This window comes from Marinobacter sp. SS5-14b (assembly GCF_030541005.1).
Classification (GTDB): Bacteria; Pseudomonadota; Gammaproteobacteria; order Pseudomonadales; family Oleiphilaceae; genus Marinobacter.
The window spans coordinates 709,902-726,441 of sequence record NZ_JASSVM010000002.1; the positions used below are offsets into that span (position 1 = coordinate 709,902).

Here is a 16,540-nt window from a genome sequence, read left to right on the forward strand (position 1 = left end):
CCGGTCCACATGTATCAGGCCACAGGCCTTGGATGGCGCGTAAATCCGCACCAGCATGGCAGTTTAAAGGCGGGGGTGGGTTGCTGCAACCAGCGTGTGCGGGTTGTGACCTTCAGAGGGCTGCAGGCTCTCACTGCTGCAGCCCTCTGATGCTCAGACAGTGCCGTAGATGTTGACGACTTTCTGCTGGATGGTCGTGGGTGCAGGTTTGCGAATCTGGCGCATCATGGCGTCGGCCAGTTCAAGCTGCTTGCGCAGATCGGTAATGGCATTGTCCAGGCGCTCCCGCTCGGAGCGACTGTCGCGGTCGGTGCGAACCATGTCCCGGAGCCGGCGAATCTGGTGCTCAAGAAGCTGTTTCTGCTCCATGGAATACTGCATGATCGGCAGCAGTGCTTCCTGGGGCCAGCGCTCAACATCGCTGCGTACCCGGCCGTGCAGGGTTCGGGCTTCACCGACCATCACGTTGAAGAATCGGCGTACCAGTATGGTTTGCTCGGTGAGTAGATTTTTCGGGCTGATGCGGAAGCGCCTGGCTTTCTTGCGCAATTCCCGAATGGCAATAACGTGGCGCCCGGCTCTCAGCGGGATGGGTTCAAGATGCCTGGCCCGGGTATCCTCGTTGTACCGACGGTAAATGGCGCCCACCATCTTTTCCGCCAGCTTGCCCTCGGCGAGCAAATTGGTCAGGTCGCTTTCCAATAGTTCAAAGAAGTGGTCCATGGCACGGTTCATGCCGGCCGTCGTCCAGCTTTTGGACATGGTTTCACGAACTTTGGATGCGTGTTCTTCAAAGCGCTCTTCGCTGACCAGCTTGTTAAGAATGTCGCCTTGAGAACCCATTAATCGGCGAGAAGAACGCAGCGTAATCAGCTTCTTGTAGTAAAAGTCGTAGTCTTTCTGAGCCCGTTCCGCCAGCCGGCCAAGTGCGGCCTTGTCCATGGTTGCGCCGGCGCAGGCTTTGCGTTCTTCTTCCAGGGCCTCAAGCCGGTACTGCATGGCGGCCTGGCTGTTCTGCAGCATGCCCAGCAGATCACTGATCAGATTCTGGGTGATCAGTTGTTCTTTGTGGGTCAGGATGCGCTGGATAATCAGTTGTTCAAGCAGGCCCAGATTGGAACGGTCGAACAGGTTGGTGTCATTGCGCACTCTGGCCAGCAGGCCCTGCTTGGCAGACAGTGGGATAACATCCTGTTGGTGGATGCCCAGGTGGTTGGCCGTGTAGGTGCGTACGCGCTCAATGGATTCCTGGGTGTGCTTTTCGCCCTGCAGGTCATCCCACAGCACGTCAATCTTGTTCAGTACCGCAAAGCGACCGGCCCGGTGGTCGGCGTGTTCGGTATTGATATGCTCTTTCCAGATGGTCATGTCGCTGGCAGTCACGCCGGTGTCGGCGCTCAAGACAAAGATCACCGCGTGAGCGCGTGGCAGCATGCTGATGGTCAGTTCCGGCTCGGAACCCAGGGCGTTCAGGCCCGGCGTATCGAGAATCCGCAGGCCTCGTTCAAACAGGGGGTGTCGGATGCTGATCTGGGCGTTGCGCCAGGCCGGTACAAGAACGTTACCCGGGTTATCCCGGTCCTGTTCCAGCATGTCTTCATCAAAGCCGAGCTTTCTGGCTTCGTCGATGGTGACGCTTTTAACCCGGGCAACTTCGGCCAGCACTTCGCGCATAACGTCCGGATCACGGTCGTCCAGCTCGTGCCTTATCCAATTGTCTGGCCGTTTGCGTTGTTGTTGCAGGGAGAGCTCACCGGTGCGGGTCTCGATTGGCAGCAGCAACAGGTAATTCTGGTTGGCGCTGCGGTCGAAAAACAGCTCGGTGGGGCACATAGTGGTGCGCCCCGCCTGTGAGGGCAGCATGCGCTGGCCATAGTCCGCGAAGAACAGGGCGTTGATCAGCTCCGTTTTGCCGCGGGAATACTCGCCGACGAAGGCAATGGTGAGCTCGTCTTCAATCAGCAACTCCAAGCCGTGGCGAATACGGGTGCTGATGTCTTCCGAGAAGAGATTGTTGTCCTGCAACCACAGCCGATAGCGGCCAATCTGCCGGATAAGATCCTTTTTCCAGTCGTGATAGGCTTCAACCTGCTGCGACAGAGTTCCCTGCTGACTCATTGGATAATCCTTCTGCGCGACTTCCGGGCATTTAGCCCCAAATTAAATGGCAGTAATAATAGCGTGTTTGCCCAAACGTTTACCTGCGGGGCGCCGGCGTTATTCCAGGCATCGATGTGTTCGAAAACAAAAAAGACCAGTTAATCAATGGCTTGATCAACTGGCCTGCTGATATTCGGCACTTGTGTAAAATGTAACTAAATGTATATATGGGACACAGGTTACATTCCTGCGCCCAGAAATCCCATGCCTGCGGCCACTTTCATGTGGTTCAGCACCACATCAAGAACGTTGAGGATCAGAAAGACCACGATGGGCGACAGGTCAAGGCCCCCCATGGACGGCATGATGTTGCGTACCGGGCGCATGACCGGCTCGGTGATCTGGGCAACCAGCTGAATGGCGGGGTGGCCACTCTGCGGGGCTATCCAGCTGACAACCACCACCGCGATGACCGACCAGAAGTAGATCTTGACGATCAGGCTGGCCACGTTCAGTACCGCCCAGACCAGCACAGTCAGAGGGTTGATGGACGGAATGCCACTGTTCAACGCGATCACGATCAGGAAAAGGGTGATGGCCTGAATGATGATGGCCAATACCAGCGCCGCACCGTCAATGCCACCCCAGCCCGGGATGATCCGGCGCAGCGGGCGTAGCGGAGGGTTGGTGGCCTTTACAACAAACTGGGAAATGGGGTTGTAGAAATCAGCCCGGGCCAGTTGCAGAAGGAATCTCAGCAGCACCACCGTCATGTAGAAGGTGGATGCGATCATCAGAATCGTAATCAGAATTTCTGCCAGCATGAAGCTGTGTCTCCGTAACGGTTACTGTTTATCTGCCAGTTCTTTTGACATCTCTTGGGAGCGTTCGAAGGCGGCGTCGTAGGCCTTCTTGACCAGATCCCTCATGCCGCCATCCTCAAAGGTATTGATGGCCCGCTCGGTGGTCCCTCCGGGAGACATTACGTTGCGCTTGAGCTGAGCCGGGTCATGCTCGCTGCGAGCGGCCATTTCGGCGGCACCGGCCATGGTCTGTATGGCCAGTTTGCGGGCCGTGGCGGGCTCTATGCCGGCGTCCGTAGCGGCAGCTTCCAGTGCTTCCAGCATCAGGAAAAAGTACGCAGGGCCGCTGCCTGAAAGCGCTGTCACACCGTGAATCAGGGCTTCATCATCCACCCAGAGTGCCGTGCCGATGCTTTCAAAAACAGTCTGCACCATGGCTTTCCGTTCTTTCGACACTTTCTCGTTGGCAAACAGCCCTGCGGCACCTTTGCCGACCAGTGAAGGCGTGTTCGGCATGACTCGTACCACCGGAAGCCCACCGCCGAGCCATTCATCGAGAGTGTCCGCATTCAGGGCAGCAGCTATGGAGACGATCAGGGGTTGCGTGTTCTGTACCACTGGCGCGATATCCCGACATACGTCGGCCATTACCTGGGGTTTTACGGCCAGTACCACCATGTCAGCTTGCTGGGCGCAATAACGGTTGTCGGTGGTTATGCTCACGCCAAATCGATTGCGGATGGACTGCAGATGACTGTCGTCCGGGGCGCTGACCCAGATGTCTCCGGCCTGGAAGCCGCTGTCCAGCATGCCTCCGATGATGGCGCTGGCCATATTGCCGGCACCGATAAACGAAATGGTGGGTGATTTGCTCAAGGTTCACTCCAGGGGGTTGCCCGGTTGATTCTTTGTTCAGGATGATAGCAGGAACGGGCTGATTCAGCTCTGGCTCTGTTTTGTTGGCCGGTTCCCGAACAGTGCGGAACCGACTCTGACCCAGGTTGCCCCTTCCGCGATGGCCGCCTCAAGATCATCTGACATGCCCATCGATAGGGTATCGAATTGCCCTGCTTCGGGATATTTTTCTTTCAGATCAGTCAGTGCGTTGGCCAGCTGCCGAAAGCTCTTCCGGAGCTCGGCTTCGCTCTGGTCGGGATCTGGGATGGCCATCAGACCCCGCAGATTCAGGTTCGGTAACTCGCCTATGGCTGCCGCCAGTTCTGGCAGTTCCGCCAGTGAGCAGCCTGACTTTGTGTCTTCGCTGTTAACGTTGACCTGCAGGCACAGATTCAACGGCCCCAGGCTCTTGGGTCTTTGCTCACTGAGCCTTCGGGCAATTTTCAGGCGATCCACGCTGTGTACCCAGGAAAACGACTCCGCAATCTGCCGGGTTTTGTTGGACTGGATAGGCCCGATAAAGTGCCACTCAATGCCTTCAACAGCGTTCAGAGCGGTCATTTTATCCAGCGCTTCCTGTACATAATTCTCCCCGAACGCCATTTGCCCGGCCTGGGTCGCGGCCAGTAAATCTTCCGGAGGGCGGGTCTTGCTGACGGCCAGAAGCCGCACGCTGCCGGGCTCCCGGCCCGCCTGCAATGTTGCTTTTTGTATGCGTCGGGTTACGCTCTCGATGTTGTCTGCTATGCTGCTCATAGTGTGAGTTTGCCGCTTCTGGACTAAAAGAAAAAGCCTTCCGAGGAATCCTATGGATATTACTGAACTGCTTGCCTTTTCGGCCAAACAGGGTGCGTCGGATTTGCACCTGTCTGCTGGCCTGCCACCGATGATTCGTGTTGACGGCGATGTGCGCCGTATCAACCTTCCGCCCATGGAGCACAAAGAAGTGCACGGGCTGATTTACGACATCATGAACGACAAGCAGCGCAAGGATTACGAAGAATTCCTCGAAACCGACTTCTCTTTCGAAGTGCCCGGTGTTGCCCGTTTCCGGGTGAACGCCTTCAATCAGAATCGTGGCGCCGGCGCGGTTTTCCGTACCATCCCTTCGAAAGTACTGACCATGGAAGATCTGGGCATGGGCCAGGTTTTCAAGGATGTATCTTCGGTTCCCCGTGGGCTTGTGCTGGTGACCGGGCCAACAGGTTCCGGTAAGTCCACAACCCTGGCGGCGATGATCGACTACATCAACGATACCCGCTACGAGCACGTGCTGACCATCGAAGACCCCATCGAATTCGTCCACGAATCCAAAAAGTGCCTGGTCAACCAGCGCGAAGTGCACCGGGACACCCTCGGCTTCAACGAGGCGCTTCGCTCAGCGCTTCGGGAAGATCCGGACATCATCCTGGTGGGTGAGTTGCGGGATCTGGAAACCATCCGCCTGGCACTGACCGCGGCGGAAACCGGCCACCTGGTATTCGGCACTCTGCACACCACCTCCGCCGCCAAAACCATTGACCGGGTGGTTGACGTGTTCCCGGCTGAAGAAAAATCCATGGTTCGTTCCATGTTGTCGGAATCCTTGCAGGCGGTTATCTCCCAGACGCTGATGAAGAAAATGGGCGGCGGCCGCATCGCGGCTCACGAGATCATGATTGGTACGGCGGCCATCCGTAACCTGATCCGGGAAGACAAGATTGCCCAGATGTACTCGTCGATCCAGACCGGTGGGTCTCTTGGTATGCAGACGCTTGATCAGTGCCTGGAGCGCTTGCTTCAAAAGGGCCTGATCTCCCGCGATGCAGCCCGGGCCAAAGCCAAAATGCCGGATAACTTCTAGGTTGGTTGGCACCACACGTTGATGAGTAGGTAGATACATGGAATTCGAAAAACTGTTGCGGCTGATGGTGGAAAAAGGGGGCTCCGACCTGTTTATCACTGCAGGTGTGCCGCCGAGCATGAAAGTGAACGGCAAAGTGCTGCCCGTCACCAAGAATGCCCTGACGCCGGAGCAGACACGAGAGTTCGTCTACGGCGCCATGAACGAGAAGCAGCGCGCTGAATTTGAAGAGACGCACGAGTGTAACTTCGCCATCAGCGCACGCGGCATAGGTCGTTTCCGGGTAAGTGCTTTCTTCCAGCGCAACCTGTGCGGCATGGTGTTACGTCGCATTGAAGTGAAAATTCCCCAGATCGACGACCTGTCCTTGCCTGAAATCGTGAAAGACCTGGCGATGACAAAGCGCGGCCTGATCATGTTTGTGGGTGCCACCGGCACCGGTAAGTCCACCTCGCTGGCGGCCATGCTTGGCCACCGAAACCGGAACAGCCGCGGGCACATCATTTCCATCGAAGACCCTATCGAATTCGTGCATCAGCACCAGGGCTGTATCGTGACCCAGCGCGAAGTGGGGATCGATACCGAAAACTTCGAGGTCGCCTTGAAGAATACGCTTCGCCAGGCGCCCGATGTCATCCTGATTGGTGAGGTGCGTACCCGCCAGACCATGGAGTATTCGGTGCAGTTCGCGGAAACCGGCCACCTGTGTCTGGCCACCTTGCACGCGAACAACGCCAACCAGGCGCTGGACCGGATCATCCAGTTCTTCCCGCCGGAGCAGCACAACCAGATCTGGATGGACTTGTCTCTCAACCTGAAAGCCATTGTGGCCCAACAGCTGGTGCCCACACCGGACGGTAAAGGCCGGAAAGCGGTTATCGAAGTTTTGATTAATACACCGCTGGTGGCGGACCTGATTCGCAAGGCCGAAGTCCACAAGCTCAAAGAGTTGATGGCCAAATCTAATGAGTCCGGAATGCAAACCTTTGATCAGGCGCTATACCGGCTCTATGCTGAGGGCTCCATCACCTATGAAGATGCGCTTGCCCATGCAGACTCAGCGAACGATCTGCGTCTGATGATCAAACTGGGTGCGGATGCCCAGGGGGCAGACAAGTTGTCGTCTTCGGTCGACAAGCTCACCATTCAGGACGATTGAGTTATTTGCCCGTTAAAAAAGCCCCGATCAGGGGCTTTTTTTTGGTTAAGACGAAAGTCGTAAATGATTAGCCTGGCGAATAGGTAGGTATAGCATTTGAGGCCGCTACCCTGTGCTGCGTATACTCCGCGCGAAACTAAAAGGAGACACCATGCACAAGAATACCAACGCACTCGTAAAAGCCATCCGCCTTGCAACCCTGGCCGCCGTTGCCGCGCCCGCCAGCGTAATGGCCGGTGGTTTCTCACTGAACGAGCAGAGCGCCAGCCAGATGGGCGTTGCCAACGCAGGTGCTGCTGCCAACCCTGAAAATGCCACCACTGTGCTGTTCAACCCTGCGGGTATGAGCCAGTTGTCTGGCACCAATATTTCGTTTGGTGCGGCGGTTCTGGATATTGATGCTGAGGCGAAAGACGGTGCATCAGCACGCAATCAGCTCGGAGGCGCTGTAACAGGGTCATCCGGAGGGGATATTGCTGATCCAGCGGTACTCCCGAATTTTTATCTTACTCACGAGATCAACGATTCCATCGACGTCGGCTTTGGTATTCATGCCCCATATGGGCTGGCTGCGGACTATGAAGATGACTTTGTGGGGCGCTATTTTGCTGACAAGACTGAGCTGACAGCGATTTCATTTACGCCCGCAGTCTCCGTAAATAATGGGAAGGGCCTCTCGATGGGGGTGGCTCTGAATATTATGTATGCTGAAGGGCGCCTGACGAAGTATCAAGATATCCGTCTTGGCCTTGTGCAGCAAGGGTTGTCGCCACAGGCTGCGGGCCAGGCCGCCAGTCAGTATGAGGCCGCGTTCGGAGCACCTTATGCAGACATAGAAGGTGATGATGTTGCCGTTAATTTTCGGGTCGGTTTTCTGTACGAGTTGTCGGAGGAAACCCAGATCGGCTTTACGGGTCAGACTGGTACCGAATTTAATTTGAAAGGCGATATCGAGCTTTCAGGTTACCCAGTTGCTACCGGGCAACCCCCTCTTGGTATAAGCCCAGTCACGCTAAATGAACGCGTAGAGGTTCCTTTGGCCATTCCCGAGAGCGCTACCCTCGGCCTTCGCCACCAGTTAACAGGTGACGTGACCCTCCTGGCCGGTGCGACTTACGCTCGTTGGAGTCGCTTTGAAGAGCTTGATATCAATAGCCGTGAAGGTGGTGGCGGCCAGATCTCAGGAATGGTTGGCGACCCGATCACCCACATTACTGAAGAATGGAAAAATACCTGGCAGTTCAACCTTGGTGGTATCTGGCAGGCAACACCAGAATGGGCCGTCAAGGCCGGTTATGCCTTTGATGAATCGCCAGTTGATCAATACGTTACTGCGCGGATTCCCTCAGAGGATCGCCATTGGCTGGCCCTGGGAACTCAATGGAAAGATGCGCAGAGTGGTTGGACGATTGACGCGGCTATTGGCACGCTGATCTTTGCAGATGATGCCAAGGTTGACGAATACCAGTATCTCCACGACGCTCCTGCCACTAAAGATCCGGCTTCCGGTGCGTCCAATTACCAGGCCGAATACGATCTGAGTGCCTGGAGCGCCGCCATTGAGTTCAGCAAGGCTTTCTAATGTGCTGAACCCAGCCTTGGGCTGATTCCCTTCGAAATCAGCCCACCACCTGCCCCCGGTAGATCACTTTCTTCTGCCGGGAGCAGGGTTCAGGCTGCGCAGTATCCTCTCCTCTTTTGCTCACATCCTCAAAGATAGGTTGCCCCCGGTACATTCTTGGTGCAGGGCTTTCTTCATGCTTCGTGTTCAGTTCCGGTACTCGTTGCTTAAGTGCTTCCCAGGTATGGACCAGGTGCGTTGAGCGGGTTTTGCCGGCGTAGTCGGCCAGGTGATGCTCCAGCCCGGCTTCATTGAGATGAAGCTTTACTCCGAACTCGGACTGAATCAGGCGCCGGCACTGGTGCACCAGCTTCAACAAGGAGGGGTCAAACAACCAGTTGCGTTCACTCGTTACGGAATTCATGGAAAGGCCTCGCATGGATGTCACTGCATCGGGTGTTACCCCGGACCCTGGGGCCGGTGCAGCTTTTATGCCATGCGAGCGCCAGGTTAGTGGGCCTGGTCCCAGTTATCGCCCACGCCGGCTTCTACCAGCAGTGGTACGTCCAGCTTTGCCGCGGCCGACATACGTTTCACCAGTCCCTCGCGCACCTTGTCTACGGCATCTTCCTGCACTTCAATGATCAGTTCGTCGTGCACTTGCATGGTCATGCATGCGTCATCATGGTGCTCGGCTTGCAGCCACTGGTCCACGTCAATCATTGCCCGCTTAATGATGTCTGCAGCGGTTCCCTGCATGGGCGCGTTGATGGCGGTGCGCTCGGCGGCCTGCTGCATCTGCTTGTTGCGGGCGTTGATTTCCGGCAGGTAAAGGCGGCGGCCAAACAGCGTTTCCACGTAGCCGTCGTCGTGGGCCTGCTTGCGGATGTTGTCCATGTATTTGAGTACGCCCGGGTAGCGCTCGAAATAACGGTCGATGTACTCCTGGGCGACTTTTCTTTCTACGCCCAGCTGGCGGGCCAGGCCGAAGGCCGACATGCCATAGATCAGGCCGAAGTTGATGGCCTTGGCGCTGCGGCGTTGGTCGGAGCTGACTTCGATCAGGCTCACGCCAAAGACTTCGGCTGCCGTGGCTTTGTGGATGTCCTCACCATGCTCAAACGCTTTCAGCAGGCCCTTGTCGCCAGACAGGTGTGCCATGATCCTGAGCTCAATCTGGGAGTAATCCGCCGCGAGCAGTTTGTAGCCCTTCGGCGCAATAAACGCCTGACGAATACGACGGCCCTCGGGGGTACGGATGGGGATGTTTTGCAGGTTCGGCTCAGAGGACGACAGCCGGCCGGTGGCGGTGACTGCCTGATGATACGACGTGTGCACCCGGCCGGTCCGATGATGAATCAGTTCCGGCAGGGTGTCGGTGTAAGTCGATTTGAGCTTGCTCAGGCTGCGGTGTTCCACAATCAGCCGGGGCAGTTCGTGCTCGTGGGCCAGTTCCTGCAATACCGGCTCGGCGGTGGATGGCGCGCCCTTGGGGGTTTTCTTGATCACCCGCAGGCCGAACTTGTCGTACAGAATCGCCTGCAGCTGCTTGGTAGACCCTAAGTTGAAGCTTTCGCCGGCTACTTCGTGGGCTTCCTTCTCCAGCTCCGCCATGCGCTCGGCAAGTTCCTGGCTGTGCTGGCGCAGGGTGCTGGCGCTGATCAGGGTGCCTCGCTGTTCCATGTGAGACAGCACGGGCACCAGGGGTAGATCGATGTCCCGGTACACGGATTCCAGTTTGCCGGTTTCTTTCAGCCTCGGGCTCAGGGCCTGATGCAGGCGCAGGGTGATGTCGGCGTCTTCGGCGGCGTAGGGGCCCGCTTTTTCCAGATCAATCTGGTTGAAGGTGAGCTGCTTGGCGCCCTTGCCGGCGATGGATTCAAACGTGATGGTCTGCTCGCCAAGATACTCCCGGGCCAGGCTGTCCATGTCGTGGCGGGTGGCTACCGAATTGAGCACGTAGGACTCCACCATGGTGTCGTCAGCGATGCCTTCGAGGTGAATGCCGTGGTTGGCCAGCACGTTTTTGTCGTACTTCAGGTTCTGGCCGATCTTGTTCAGCTTTGGGTCTTCCAGTAGCGGTTTGAGCTGGCTTAACACGTCGTCCCGGTCAAGCTGGTCGGGGGCGCCCATGTAATCATGGCCGAGCGGTACGTAGGCCGCTTTGCCGGGTTCGATGGCGAAGGAGACGCCAACGATCTCCGCATCCATGTAGCGCAGGCTGGTGGTTTCGGTGTCGAAGGCAAACCGGTCGGCGGCACTCAGGCGCTTCAGCCATTGATCCAGCTCGGCCTGATCTGTGATGACGGAGTATTCTTTGTTTGGGGCTTCGGGCGTGCTCTGCAGGGCGGGCCCTGCGGAATCGGCTGCGGCGCCGTCAGCCGCTGGTTTACTCTGATGGGAGCCTGCATTCTCCAGTTCGTTGATCCAGCCGCGGAATTCGTATTCGCGGAACAGTTCAAGCAGCGATGCATCGTTTTGTTCACGCTCCTGCAGATCTTCCAGGCCAAAATCCAGATCGACGTCCAGGCGGATGGTGGCCAGTTCCCGGCTCAGGGGCAGGGTGTCGGTGGCATCCCGCAGGTATTCGCCGATCTTGCCTTTGATCTCAGCGGCGTGCTCGATCAGGTTGTCCAGGTTGTTGTAGGTCTCGAGCCATTTCACGGCGGTTTTCGGGCCGCACTTGTTCACGCCCGGAATGTTGTCCACCTTGTCACCTACCAGAGCCAGGTAGTCGATGATCTGCTCCGGCTTCACACCAAACTTTTCAAATACGCCATCCCGGTCCATGGCGGTTTCCGTCATGGTGTTGATCAGGGTAACGTGATCGCTCACCAGTTGAGCCATGTCCTTGTCGCCAGTCGACACCACCACGTCGATGCCCTTGCTGGTTGCCTCATGGGCCAGGGTGCCGATGACATCGTCGGCCTCCACGCCGGGCACGATTAACAGCGGCAGACCCATGGCGCGAACGATCTGGTGAATCGGATCAATCTGCATGGCCAGGTCTTCCGGCATGGGGGGCCGGTTGGCCTTGTACTCCTCGTACATGTCATGACGGAAGGTTTTGCCCTTGGCGTCGAATACCACCACCACTTTAGAGCCCGGAAAGTCCTGATCCAGCCGGCGCAGCATGCTGATTACACCTTTGATGGCGCCGGTGGGGTGGTTCTTGCTGGTGGTCAGGGGTGGCAGCGCGTGGTAGGCACGGAACAGGTAGGATGATCCATCTACCAGGACCACGGGTGGGGCTTTTTTGTCAGTCATGTCAAAACAGGTCCGGATTCTGATTGAAGCGTGGGTTGGCTTGTGCAAATCTGTCAGTATAAAAGTGACTTGAAGGGTACCACGAAAATGAAACGAATCGCCTGTTCTGCCCTGCTGCTGGGCTGTTTGTCTACGCCCCTGTTAGCCCAGGATGACGGGGCTTTGGATGCTGCTCCAGTGGTTACCCCGCAGGCGCCGGTGGTGATTTCGGATTATCAGGCGCCAGAGGGTGGGCCGGAAATTGTCATTCGCCCGGGTGACAAGGAAGTGTTCTATGAATACCGGGTGAATGGCCAGCTGATGGAAATCAAAGTGGTGCCGGAGGTGGGCCCGGAGTACTACCTGGTGCCAGCCGATGGTGGTGGCTGGGTCCAGGATACCGACTCTGATCTGCTGGTCCCCAGCTGGGTCATTTTTCGCTGGTAAGTGGGCCGCCTCTCACCCTGCCGTTCAGATCAGGTTAATCTCGACCGGATCGGAACGGCGGCTTTCCAGCCCTTCCACATCGACTGTCGTAATGGAAAACTCATAGGCACCGGGAGGCATGGCGTCGAGAACGTAACGTGTTATGCCTGCGTCCTTGAGGGCAATCACATCGAAGCTGTCTCTATACTTAAGCCGGTAATAAATCCGGTATTCGGCAATCTGCCCGGGGGCCAGAGACGAGCCGTCTTCGCGGGTTAGCGGGGCGCTCCACACCAGTGTCTTTGGCGGTGCGTCGGCGATGCGCTCCTGATCTGCCGGTGCGCGATAAGCGGGGCTGTCAGCGTTCTGTGCAGGCTGAGTTGCAGCTTGCCCTGAATCCGCAGTAGCCGGTTTTTCGAACGTTGCCAGCAGATTGCTTTGAGCCTGCTTTAGCCTGGAATCTGCCACCTGGGAGGCGCGTTGGGCGTCCATTTTTGAAGCTCGGGTGTCCTCCTGACAACCTGCCATGGTCAAAGCAGTCAAAACGAAGGCAAGCGCTGGCAGCGCGCGCAAGGATTTGTGTCGTGCACGAAGTCTGGGGAAGCTCATGGTTCACTCGCATTCGGGGCCTGTAGGTGGCCCTCTGGTTTGTGCGTATGAAGCCTGAATAATACCGGGAGACGGGCTTGAAAAATCAGCTTGCGATTATGCCAGCCGACGAAATGCGTTCAAGTGAATTATCCGTAAAACCCGAAGCAGTTCTTTTAGTATGAACATTCTAATTTTTACCCGTACCTTGGATCATGAAAGTTACCAAAGGCCACCGGAATGACTCCGGAACCAGGGCCGCAAAGAAACGACAAACCAAGGAGATTTATCATGGGTAAGCTGAAATCCTACCAGGAACAACTTCAGGATATCGTTGCGAAGGGTATCGATGCCGCTGAAGAGCAGCAGAAGAAACTGGCAGCAAAGCCTTTTGAGTACGCTGAAAAGCTTGAAGCAGAAGCTCGCGAATACAGCGTCAAAACTCTGCGCAAGCGCTACAACGGCTATTCCGAAAACCTGTTTGGCCAGCTGCGCAGCCTGAACAGCCGTTTCGGCAACTTTGCCGCTGAGCTGGTTGCCAAGCTTGAAAAAGAAGCTGCTGAAGGCGCTGATGCCGTTTCTGAGCTCGCTGACGACGTGTCTGATGCCGCTCAAGACGCAAAGAAGGCGGTAGCTGCCAAGAAGCCGGCGCGCAAGCCTGCACGTAAAGCACCTGCCAAGCAGGAAACTGCTTCTGCCTGATCACTTCCAGGGCAGCCGGTAGATGTAAAAAGGGCGCTTCACTGTAAGCGCTCTTTTTTTGTGTGCGCTGTTGTTACTGATTTTCTGAGGCGGGATTCAGGGGAAGGGTTCGTTCTGAATCGGTGATCTCTTCCAGGCGCTCGATATCTTCCACGAAGCCTTTCGTTATGGCATCAATGTCTTGTCGTTGAGCGGATATTTCCCGTTCGATATCCCGTATTTGTGACTCCAGCCTTCGGATCTTTTCAAGGGTGGACTCCGGAATGTCTCGGCCGGCACGTTCCAAATCCGCTGCACGGCTTTGTTCGCTGTCGAGCTGGCTTGAAATAACTGAAATGTTCCCGCGCTTGAGCTGGATAAGGCCTTCCATCTCCCGAATTTTTCGATACATGGCACGGACGGCCTGGTCTGGATGGCTGTAACGTTTCAGTAATTGCCGATCCTGCTCTGCCTGGCGTTCCAGTTGTTTGAGCCGTTCCTTTTCTGCTTCACGGGCAGCCAGCTCCTCGGCGGTCGGTGCCGGTGGGATCGTTTCTACCACCCGGCCATTGTTGCCGAGAATGTCGTAGCCACGCTTGGTGGCTTCTTGCGGAATGGTATTGCTGATTACCAGCTGGCCGTTGTCATCCGTGTAACGATACATGCCGGCCTGTACGCTGGCTGAAACAAGCAGGCCGAGGCCGGCAAGCCCTGCGACAACCGGAGAAATGGTCAGGCGATGTGGCATTTATCAGACTCCGTAGCGGTCCCGATAGTTGGCTACGTTCTCCGCGTGGCCAGCAAACTCCGGGTTGGACTTCAGGTAGTCCAGTACCTGTTCAAGGCGAATGATGCTCACCACGGGAATGTTGAACTCCTGTTCGACTTCCTGAATGGCTGAAAGTTCGCCATTGCCTTTTTCCTGGCGATCCAGGGCGATCAGCACGCCGGCCGGCTCGGCTCCGGCACCACGGATTATGTTAATGGATTCCCGGATGGCGGTGCCGGCGGTGATGACATCATCAACAATCAACACCTTACCCTCTAGCGGGGCGCCAACGATGTTGCCACCCTCGCCATGATCTTTCTTTTCTTTTCGATTAAAGGCAAATGGTTTGCTGTTACCGTCTGTTGCAAGGGCCATGGCGGTGACCGTGGCCAACGGAATGCCCTTATAGGCGGGTCCGAAAATAATGTCATAATCCAGACCACTGCGTTCTATCGCGGCGGCGTAGGCCCTGCTTAACTGCAACAGGTCGTCTCCGGTGTTGAACAGTCCGGCATTGAAAAAGTACGGACTGGTGCGCCCGGATTTGAGTGTGAATTCTCCAAAACGCAGAACATTCCGCTGGATGGCAAACTCGATAAATTTTTGCTGATAGTCGTGCATGACAAGGCTTCTGGCGGGGTTTGATCTTTAATTAAAGCGTAAAAACGGTATCATACACACAAACCGAATCAGGGAACACGTATGCGCGTAGTATCAATCAGCGTCAATGGTCTGGAGCAGGCTGTTGAAAAGGGCTTTTTCGAGTGGCTGGCGGAGCAGGATGCAGACGTGGTGTGCGTGCAGGATCACCGTATGCGCGCTTATGAGGTTGAAGATAAAAATCTGATTCCGGAAGGTTATGAGGCTTACTTTATCGACGGTGAGCTGAATGAGCATGGTGGAGTGGGTATTTATACCCGTCATTTCCCAAAAGCGATTATGTACGGTTTTGCCAATGAGCAGGCTGACCGCGAAGGTCGCTTTATTCAGGCGGATTTCGACAAGGTGTCTGTGGCCTGTGTGTTGGCCCCGTGTGCGCTCGGTCGCGAGGAAGAGCTTGTTGGCGAGGACGATCTGACCGTTCTTGATCACAAGGACGAATTCATGGAAGCGTTTGGCGTTCACATGCAGAAGACGTTGCGTAAGCGCCGCCAGTTTATTGTCTGTGCGAACCTGCAGACGGCTCACCACGTAACAGATGCCAGCCCGCTATACCATAAGACCGACTTTTCTGGCTTCCTGCCGCACGAACGTGCCTGGTTGGACCGTTTGTTTGATGAGATGGGTTGCGTGGATGCGTTCCGCGAGATCAACAAGCAAAGCAGTCAGTTCACCTGGTGGCCGGAGCAGACCGAAGGTTCTCGCAAGAAGGCGGGTATTCGGGTGGATTACCACTTGCTGACGCCGGGTATTCGTAAAGCCATCCGCGATGGCTGGATTGACGACGATACCCGCTTTTCTGATCACGCTCCGGTGATCATGGATTACGATATCGAGATTGGCATCTGAGCCTGATGGCATAGTGTGACGTAGTGGGCCCGGAGGGGGAAACCTTTCCGGGACCGTCTCCGGCCAGGGACGGCCGGAGTCGAGCGCACAGGGATGTGCTTGTAGCGTGTCCCGGAAAGGTTTCCCCCTCCGGGCCCGCGGGCGCCGATCTTAAATGATCAGGAAGCCAGAGCTTCTTTCTGAATTTCAAACAACTGATCAATCGCCTGCCGTGCCAGTGCCAGCATACTGTCCAGCTCGGACTGCTCAAACGGCGCACCTTCTGCCGTTCCCTGAATCTCGATGAAGCCGCCCTGATCGGTCATGATCACGTTCATGTCGGTTTCGGCTTCGGAGTCTTCCGGGTAGTCCAGATCGGCGACCGGAGTGCCCTTGTAAACGCCCACGGAGATTGCCGCCACCATCTGCTTCAGCGGTGATTTTTTCAGGCGCTTGGTAGCAACCAGGTGGTTCAGTGCATCAACCAGTGCTACGCAGCCGCCAGTGATGGCTGCGGTGCGAGTGCCGCCATCGGCCTGAATGACGTCGCAGTCGATGGTGATGGTGTGCTCGCCCAGGGCTTGCATATCGACGGCTGCCCGAAGGGAACGGCCGATCAGGCGCTGGATTTCTACGGTGCGGCCACCTTGTTTACCGCGGGCGGCTTCTCGGCCCATGCGGCTGCCGGTGGAGCGGGGCAGCATGCCGTATTCGGCGGTGATCCAGCCTTTGCCTTCGCCGCGCAGGAAAGGCGGTACTTTGTTTTCCACGGAGGCGGTACAGATCACTTTGGTGTCGCCAAACTCAACCAGTACCGAGCCTTCGGCGTGGCGAGTGTAGTTGCGGGTGATCCGGACGTCTCTGGGTTGCTCGGGCGTTCTGCCGCTGGGTCGCATAGTGTGTCCTGTTTGTGAATGGTGAGTGTCCGGCGTGGCGCCGGTCGGTATCGTTGAAAGGTCGGCGAGTATAGCACGGTGAG

At 56.5% G+C, this 16,540-nt stretch carries 15 protein-coding genes and 1 pseudogene; 6 read left to right on the plus strand and 10 right to left on the minus strand.

Annotation, left to right across the window (positions count from 1 at the left end):
• Positions 1-153: 153 nt before the first annotated feature.
• The 4 genes and pseudogenes from QPL95_RS07220 to QPL95_RS07235 form a co-directional block, all read right to left on the minus strand.
• Complete coding sequence (locus QPL95_RS07220) at positions 154-2,118, minus strand: dynamin family protein (protein WP_303290310.1); 1,965 nt, start codon at positions 2,116-2,118, stop codon at positions 154-156.
• A gap of 221 nt (positions 2,119-2,339) precedes the next feature.
• The gene (locus tag QPL95_RS07225; protein WP_303290311.1) at positions 2,340-2,924 is read right to left on the minus strand and encodes a YggT family protein; all 585 of its coding nucleotides are present in this window, start codon (positions 2,922-2,924) and stop codon (positions 2,340-2,342) included.
• Between the two features lie 60 nt (positions 2,925-2,984).
• Positions 2,985-3,779: pseudogene (gene proC / locus QPL95_RS07230) on the minus strand (pyrroline-5-carboxylate reductase); the annotation flags it as partial.
• A 63-nt stretch (positions 3,780-3,842) separates the two neighbouring features.
• Positions 3,843-4,556 (minus strand): YggS family pyridoxal phosphate-dependent enzyme, encoded by a 714-nt coding sequence (locus QPL95_RS07235; RefSeq protein ID WP_303290313.1) that lies wholly within the window; start codon positions 4,554-4,556, stop codon positions 3,843-3,845.
• Between the two features lie 52 nt (positions 4,557-4,608).
• On the opposite strand from QPL95_RS07235, the gene QPL95_RS07240 reads away from it, so the two are divergent.
• From QPL95_RS07240 to QPL95_RS07250, 3 genes are all read left to right on the plus strand, one after another.
• Positions 4,609-5,643, plus strand: a complete 1,035-nt coding sequence (locus QPL95_RS07240; protein ID WP_303290314.1) for a type IV pilus twitching motility protein PilT — start codon at positions 4,609-4,611, stop codon at positions 5,641-5,643.
• 37 nt (positions 5,644-5,680) lie between these two features.
• Positions 5,681-6,802, plus strand: a complete 1,122-nt coding sequence (locus QPL95_RS07245; RefSeq protein WP_303290315.1) for a PilT/PilU family type 4a pilus ATPase — start codon at positions 5,681-5,683, stop codon at positions 6,800-6,802.
• A 151-nt stretch (positions 6,803-6,953) separates the two neighbouring features.
• Complete coding sequence (locus QPL95_RS07250; protein WP_303290316.1) at positions 6,954-8,384, plus strand: OmpP1/FadL family transporter; 1,431 nt, start codon at positions 6,954-6,956, stop codon at positions 8,382-8,384.
• A 37-nt stretch (positions 8,385-8,421) separates the two neighbouring features.
• Here QPL95_RS07250 and QPL95_RS07255 read toward each other — a convergent pair whose 3' ends face one another.
• Positions 8,422-8,787: a hypothetical protein gene (locus tag QPL95_RS07255; protein ID WP_303290317.1), complete on the minus strand. Its 366-nt coding sequence runs from the start codon at positions 8,785-8,787 to the stop codon at positions 8,422-8,424.
• 86 nt (positions 8,788-8,873) lie between these two features.
• Entirely contained in the window at positions 8,874-11,630 is a 2,757-nt protein-coding gene (gene polA, locus QPL95_RS07260; RefSeq protein WP_303290318.1) for a DNA polymerase I, read from the minus strand.
• A gap of 87 nt (positions 11,631-11,717) precedes the next feature.
• On the opposite strand from polA, the gene QPL95_RS07265 reads away from it, so the two are divergent.
• Positions 11,718-12,056, plus strand: a complete 339-nt coding sequence (locus QPL95_RS07265; protein WP_303290319.1) for a DUF2782 domain-containing protein — start codon at positions 11,718-11,720, stop codon at positions 12,054-12,056.
• A gap of 24 nt (positions 12,057-12,080) precedes the next feature.
• Here QPL95_RS07265 and QPL95_RS07270 read toward each other — a convergent pair whose 3' ends face one another.
• On the minus strand, positions 12,081-12,527 hold the full coding sequence (locus QPL95_RS07270; protein ID WP_303290320.1) for a fibronectin type III domain-containing protein: 447 nt from the start codon (positions 12,525-12,527) through the stop codon (positions 12,081-12,083).
• Positions 12,528-12,914: 387 nt separating this feature from the next.
• Here QPL95_RS07270 and QPL95_RS07275 point away from each other — a divergent pair, with 387 nt between their 5' ends.
• Positions 12,915-13,325, plus strand: coding sequence for a hypothetical protein (locus tag QPL95_RS07275; protein ID WP_303290321.1), 411 nt, complete (start codon positions 12,915-12,917; stop codon positions 13,323-13,325).
• 73 nt (positions 13,326-13,398) lie between these two features.
• Here the strand turns inward: QPL95_RS07275 and QPL95_RS07280 are convergent, their stop codons facing one another.
• Complete coding sequence (locus QPL95_RS07280) at positions 13,399-14,052, minus strand: DUF4124 domain-containing protein (RefSeq protein WP_303290322.1); 654 nt, start codon at positions 14,050-14,052, stop codon at positions 13,399-13,401.
• Positions 14,053-14,055: 3 nt separating this feature from the next.
• Positions 14,056-14,694 (minus strand): orotate phosphoribosyltransferase, encoded by a 639-nt coding sequence (gene pyrE, locus QPL95_RS07285; RefSeq protein ID WP_303290323.1) that lies wholly within the window; start codon positions 14,692-14,694, stop codon positions 14,056-14,058.
• Between the two features lie 81 nt (positions 14,695-14,775).
• Between pyrE and QPL95_RS07290 the strand changes: the two genes are divergently transcribed.
• Positions 14,776-15,582 carry an exodeoxyribonuclease III gene (locus QPL95_RS07290; protein ID WP_303290324.1) on the plus strand — a complete coding sequence of 269 codons (807 nt, stop codon included), beginning with the start codon at positions 14,776-14,778 and terminating at the stop codon, positions 15,580-15,582.
• A gap of 158 nt (positions 15,583-15,740) precedes the next feature.
• On the opposite strand, the gene rph is transcribed toward QPL95_RS07290, so the two are convergent.
• Positions 15,741-16,457, minus strand: a complete 717-nt coding sequence (gene rph, locus QPL95_RS07295) for a ribonuclease PH (protein ID WP_303290325.1) — start codon at positions 16,455-16,457, stop codon at positions 15,741-15,743.
• Between the last annotated feature and the right edge of the window lie 83 nt (positions 16,458-16,540).

What these genes read in the sequence shown, in the direction of transcription:
- QPL95_RS07220 (WP_303290310.1), bottom strand. Translation starts at nt 2,118, where the DNA reads ATGAGTCAGCAGGGAACTCTGTCGCAGCAGGTTGAAGCCTATCACGAC.
- QPL95_RS07225 (WP_303290311.1), bottom strand. Translation starts at nt 2,924, where the DNA reads ATGCTGGCAGAAATTCTGATTACGATTCTGATGATCGCATCCACCTTC.
- QPL95_RS07235 (WP_303290313.1), bottom strand. Translation starts at nt 4,556, where the DNA reads ATGAGCAGCATAGCAGACAACATCGAGAGCGTAACCCGACGCATACAA.
- QPL95_RS07240 (WP_303290314.1), top strand. Translation starts at nt 4,609, where the DNA reads ATGGATATTACTGAACTGCTTGCCTTTTCGGCCAAACAGGGTGCGTCG.
- QPL95_RS07245 (WP_303290315.1), top strand. Translation starts at nt 5,681, where the DNA reads ATGGAATTCGAAAAACTGTTGCGGCTGATGGTGGAAAAAGGGGGCTCC.
- QPL95_RS07250 (WP_303290316.1), top strand. Translation starts at nt 6,954, where the DNA reads ATGCACAAGAATACCAACGCACTCGTAAAAGCCATCCGCCTTGCAACC.
- QPL95_RS07255 (WP_303290317.1), bottom strand. Translation starts at nt 8,787, where the DNA reads ATGAATTCCGTAACGAGTGAACGCAACTGGTTGTTTGACCCCTCCTTG.
- polA (WP_303290318.1), bottom strand. Translation starts at nt 11,630, where the DNA reads ATGACTGACAAAAAAGCCCCACCCGTGGTCCTGGTAGATGGATCATCC.
- QPL95_RS07265 (WP_303290319.1), top strand. Translation starts at nt 11,718, where the DNA reads ATGAAACGAATCGCCTGTTCTGCCCTGCTGCTGGGCTGTTTGTCTACG.
- QPL95_RS07270 (WP_303290320.1), bottom strand. Translation starts at nt 12,527, where the DNA reads ATGGACGCCCAACGCGCCTCCCAGGTGGCAGATTCCAGGCTAAAGCAG.
- QPL95_RS07275 (WP_303290321.1), top strand. Translation starts at nt 12,915, where the DNA reads ATGGGTAAGCTGAAATCCTACCAGGAACAACTTCAGGATATCGTTGCG.
- QPL95_RS07280 (WP_303290322.1), bottom strand. Translation starts at nt 14,052, where the DNA reads ATGCCACATCGCCTGACCATTTCTCCGGTTGTCGCAGGGCTTGCCGGC.
- pyrE (WP_303290323.1), bottom strand. Translation starts at nt 14,694, where the DNA reads ATGCACGACTATCAGCAAAAATTTATCGAGTTTGCCATCCAGCGGAAT.
- QPL95_RS07290 (WP_303290324.1), top strand. Translation starts at nt 14,776, where the DNA reads ATGCGCGTAGTATCAATCAGCGTCAATGGTCTGGAGCAGGCTGTTGAA.
- rph (WP_303290325.1), bottom strand. Translation starts at nt 16,457, where the DNA reads ATGCGACCCAGCGGCAGAACGCCCGAGCAACCCAGAGACGTCCGGATC.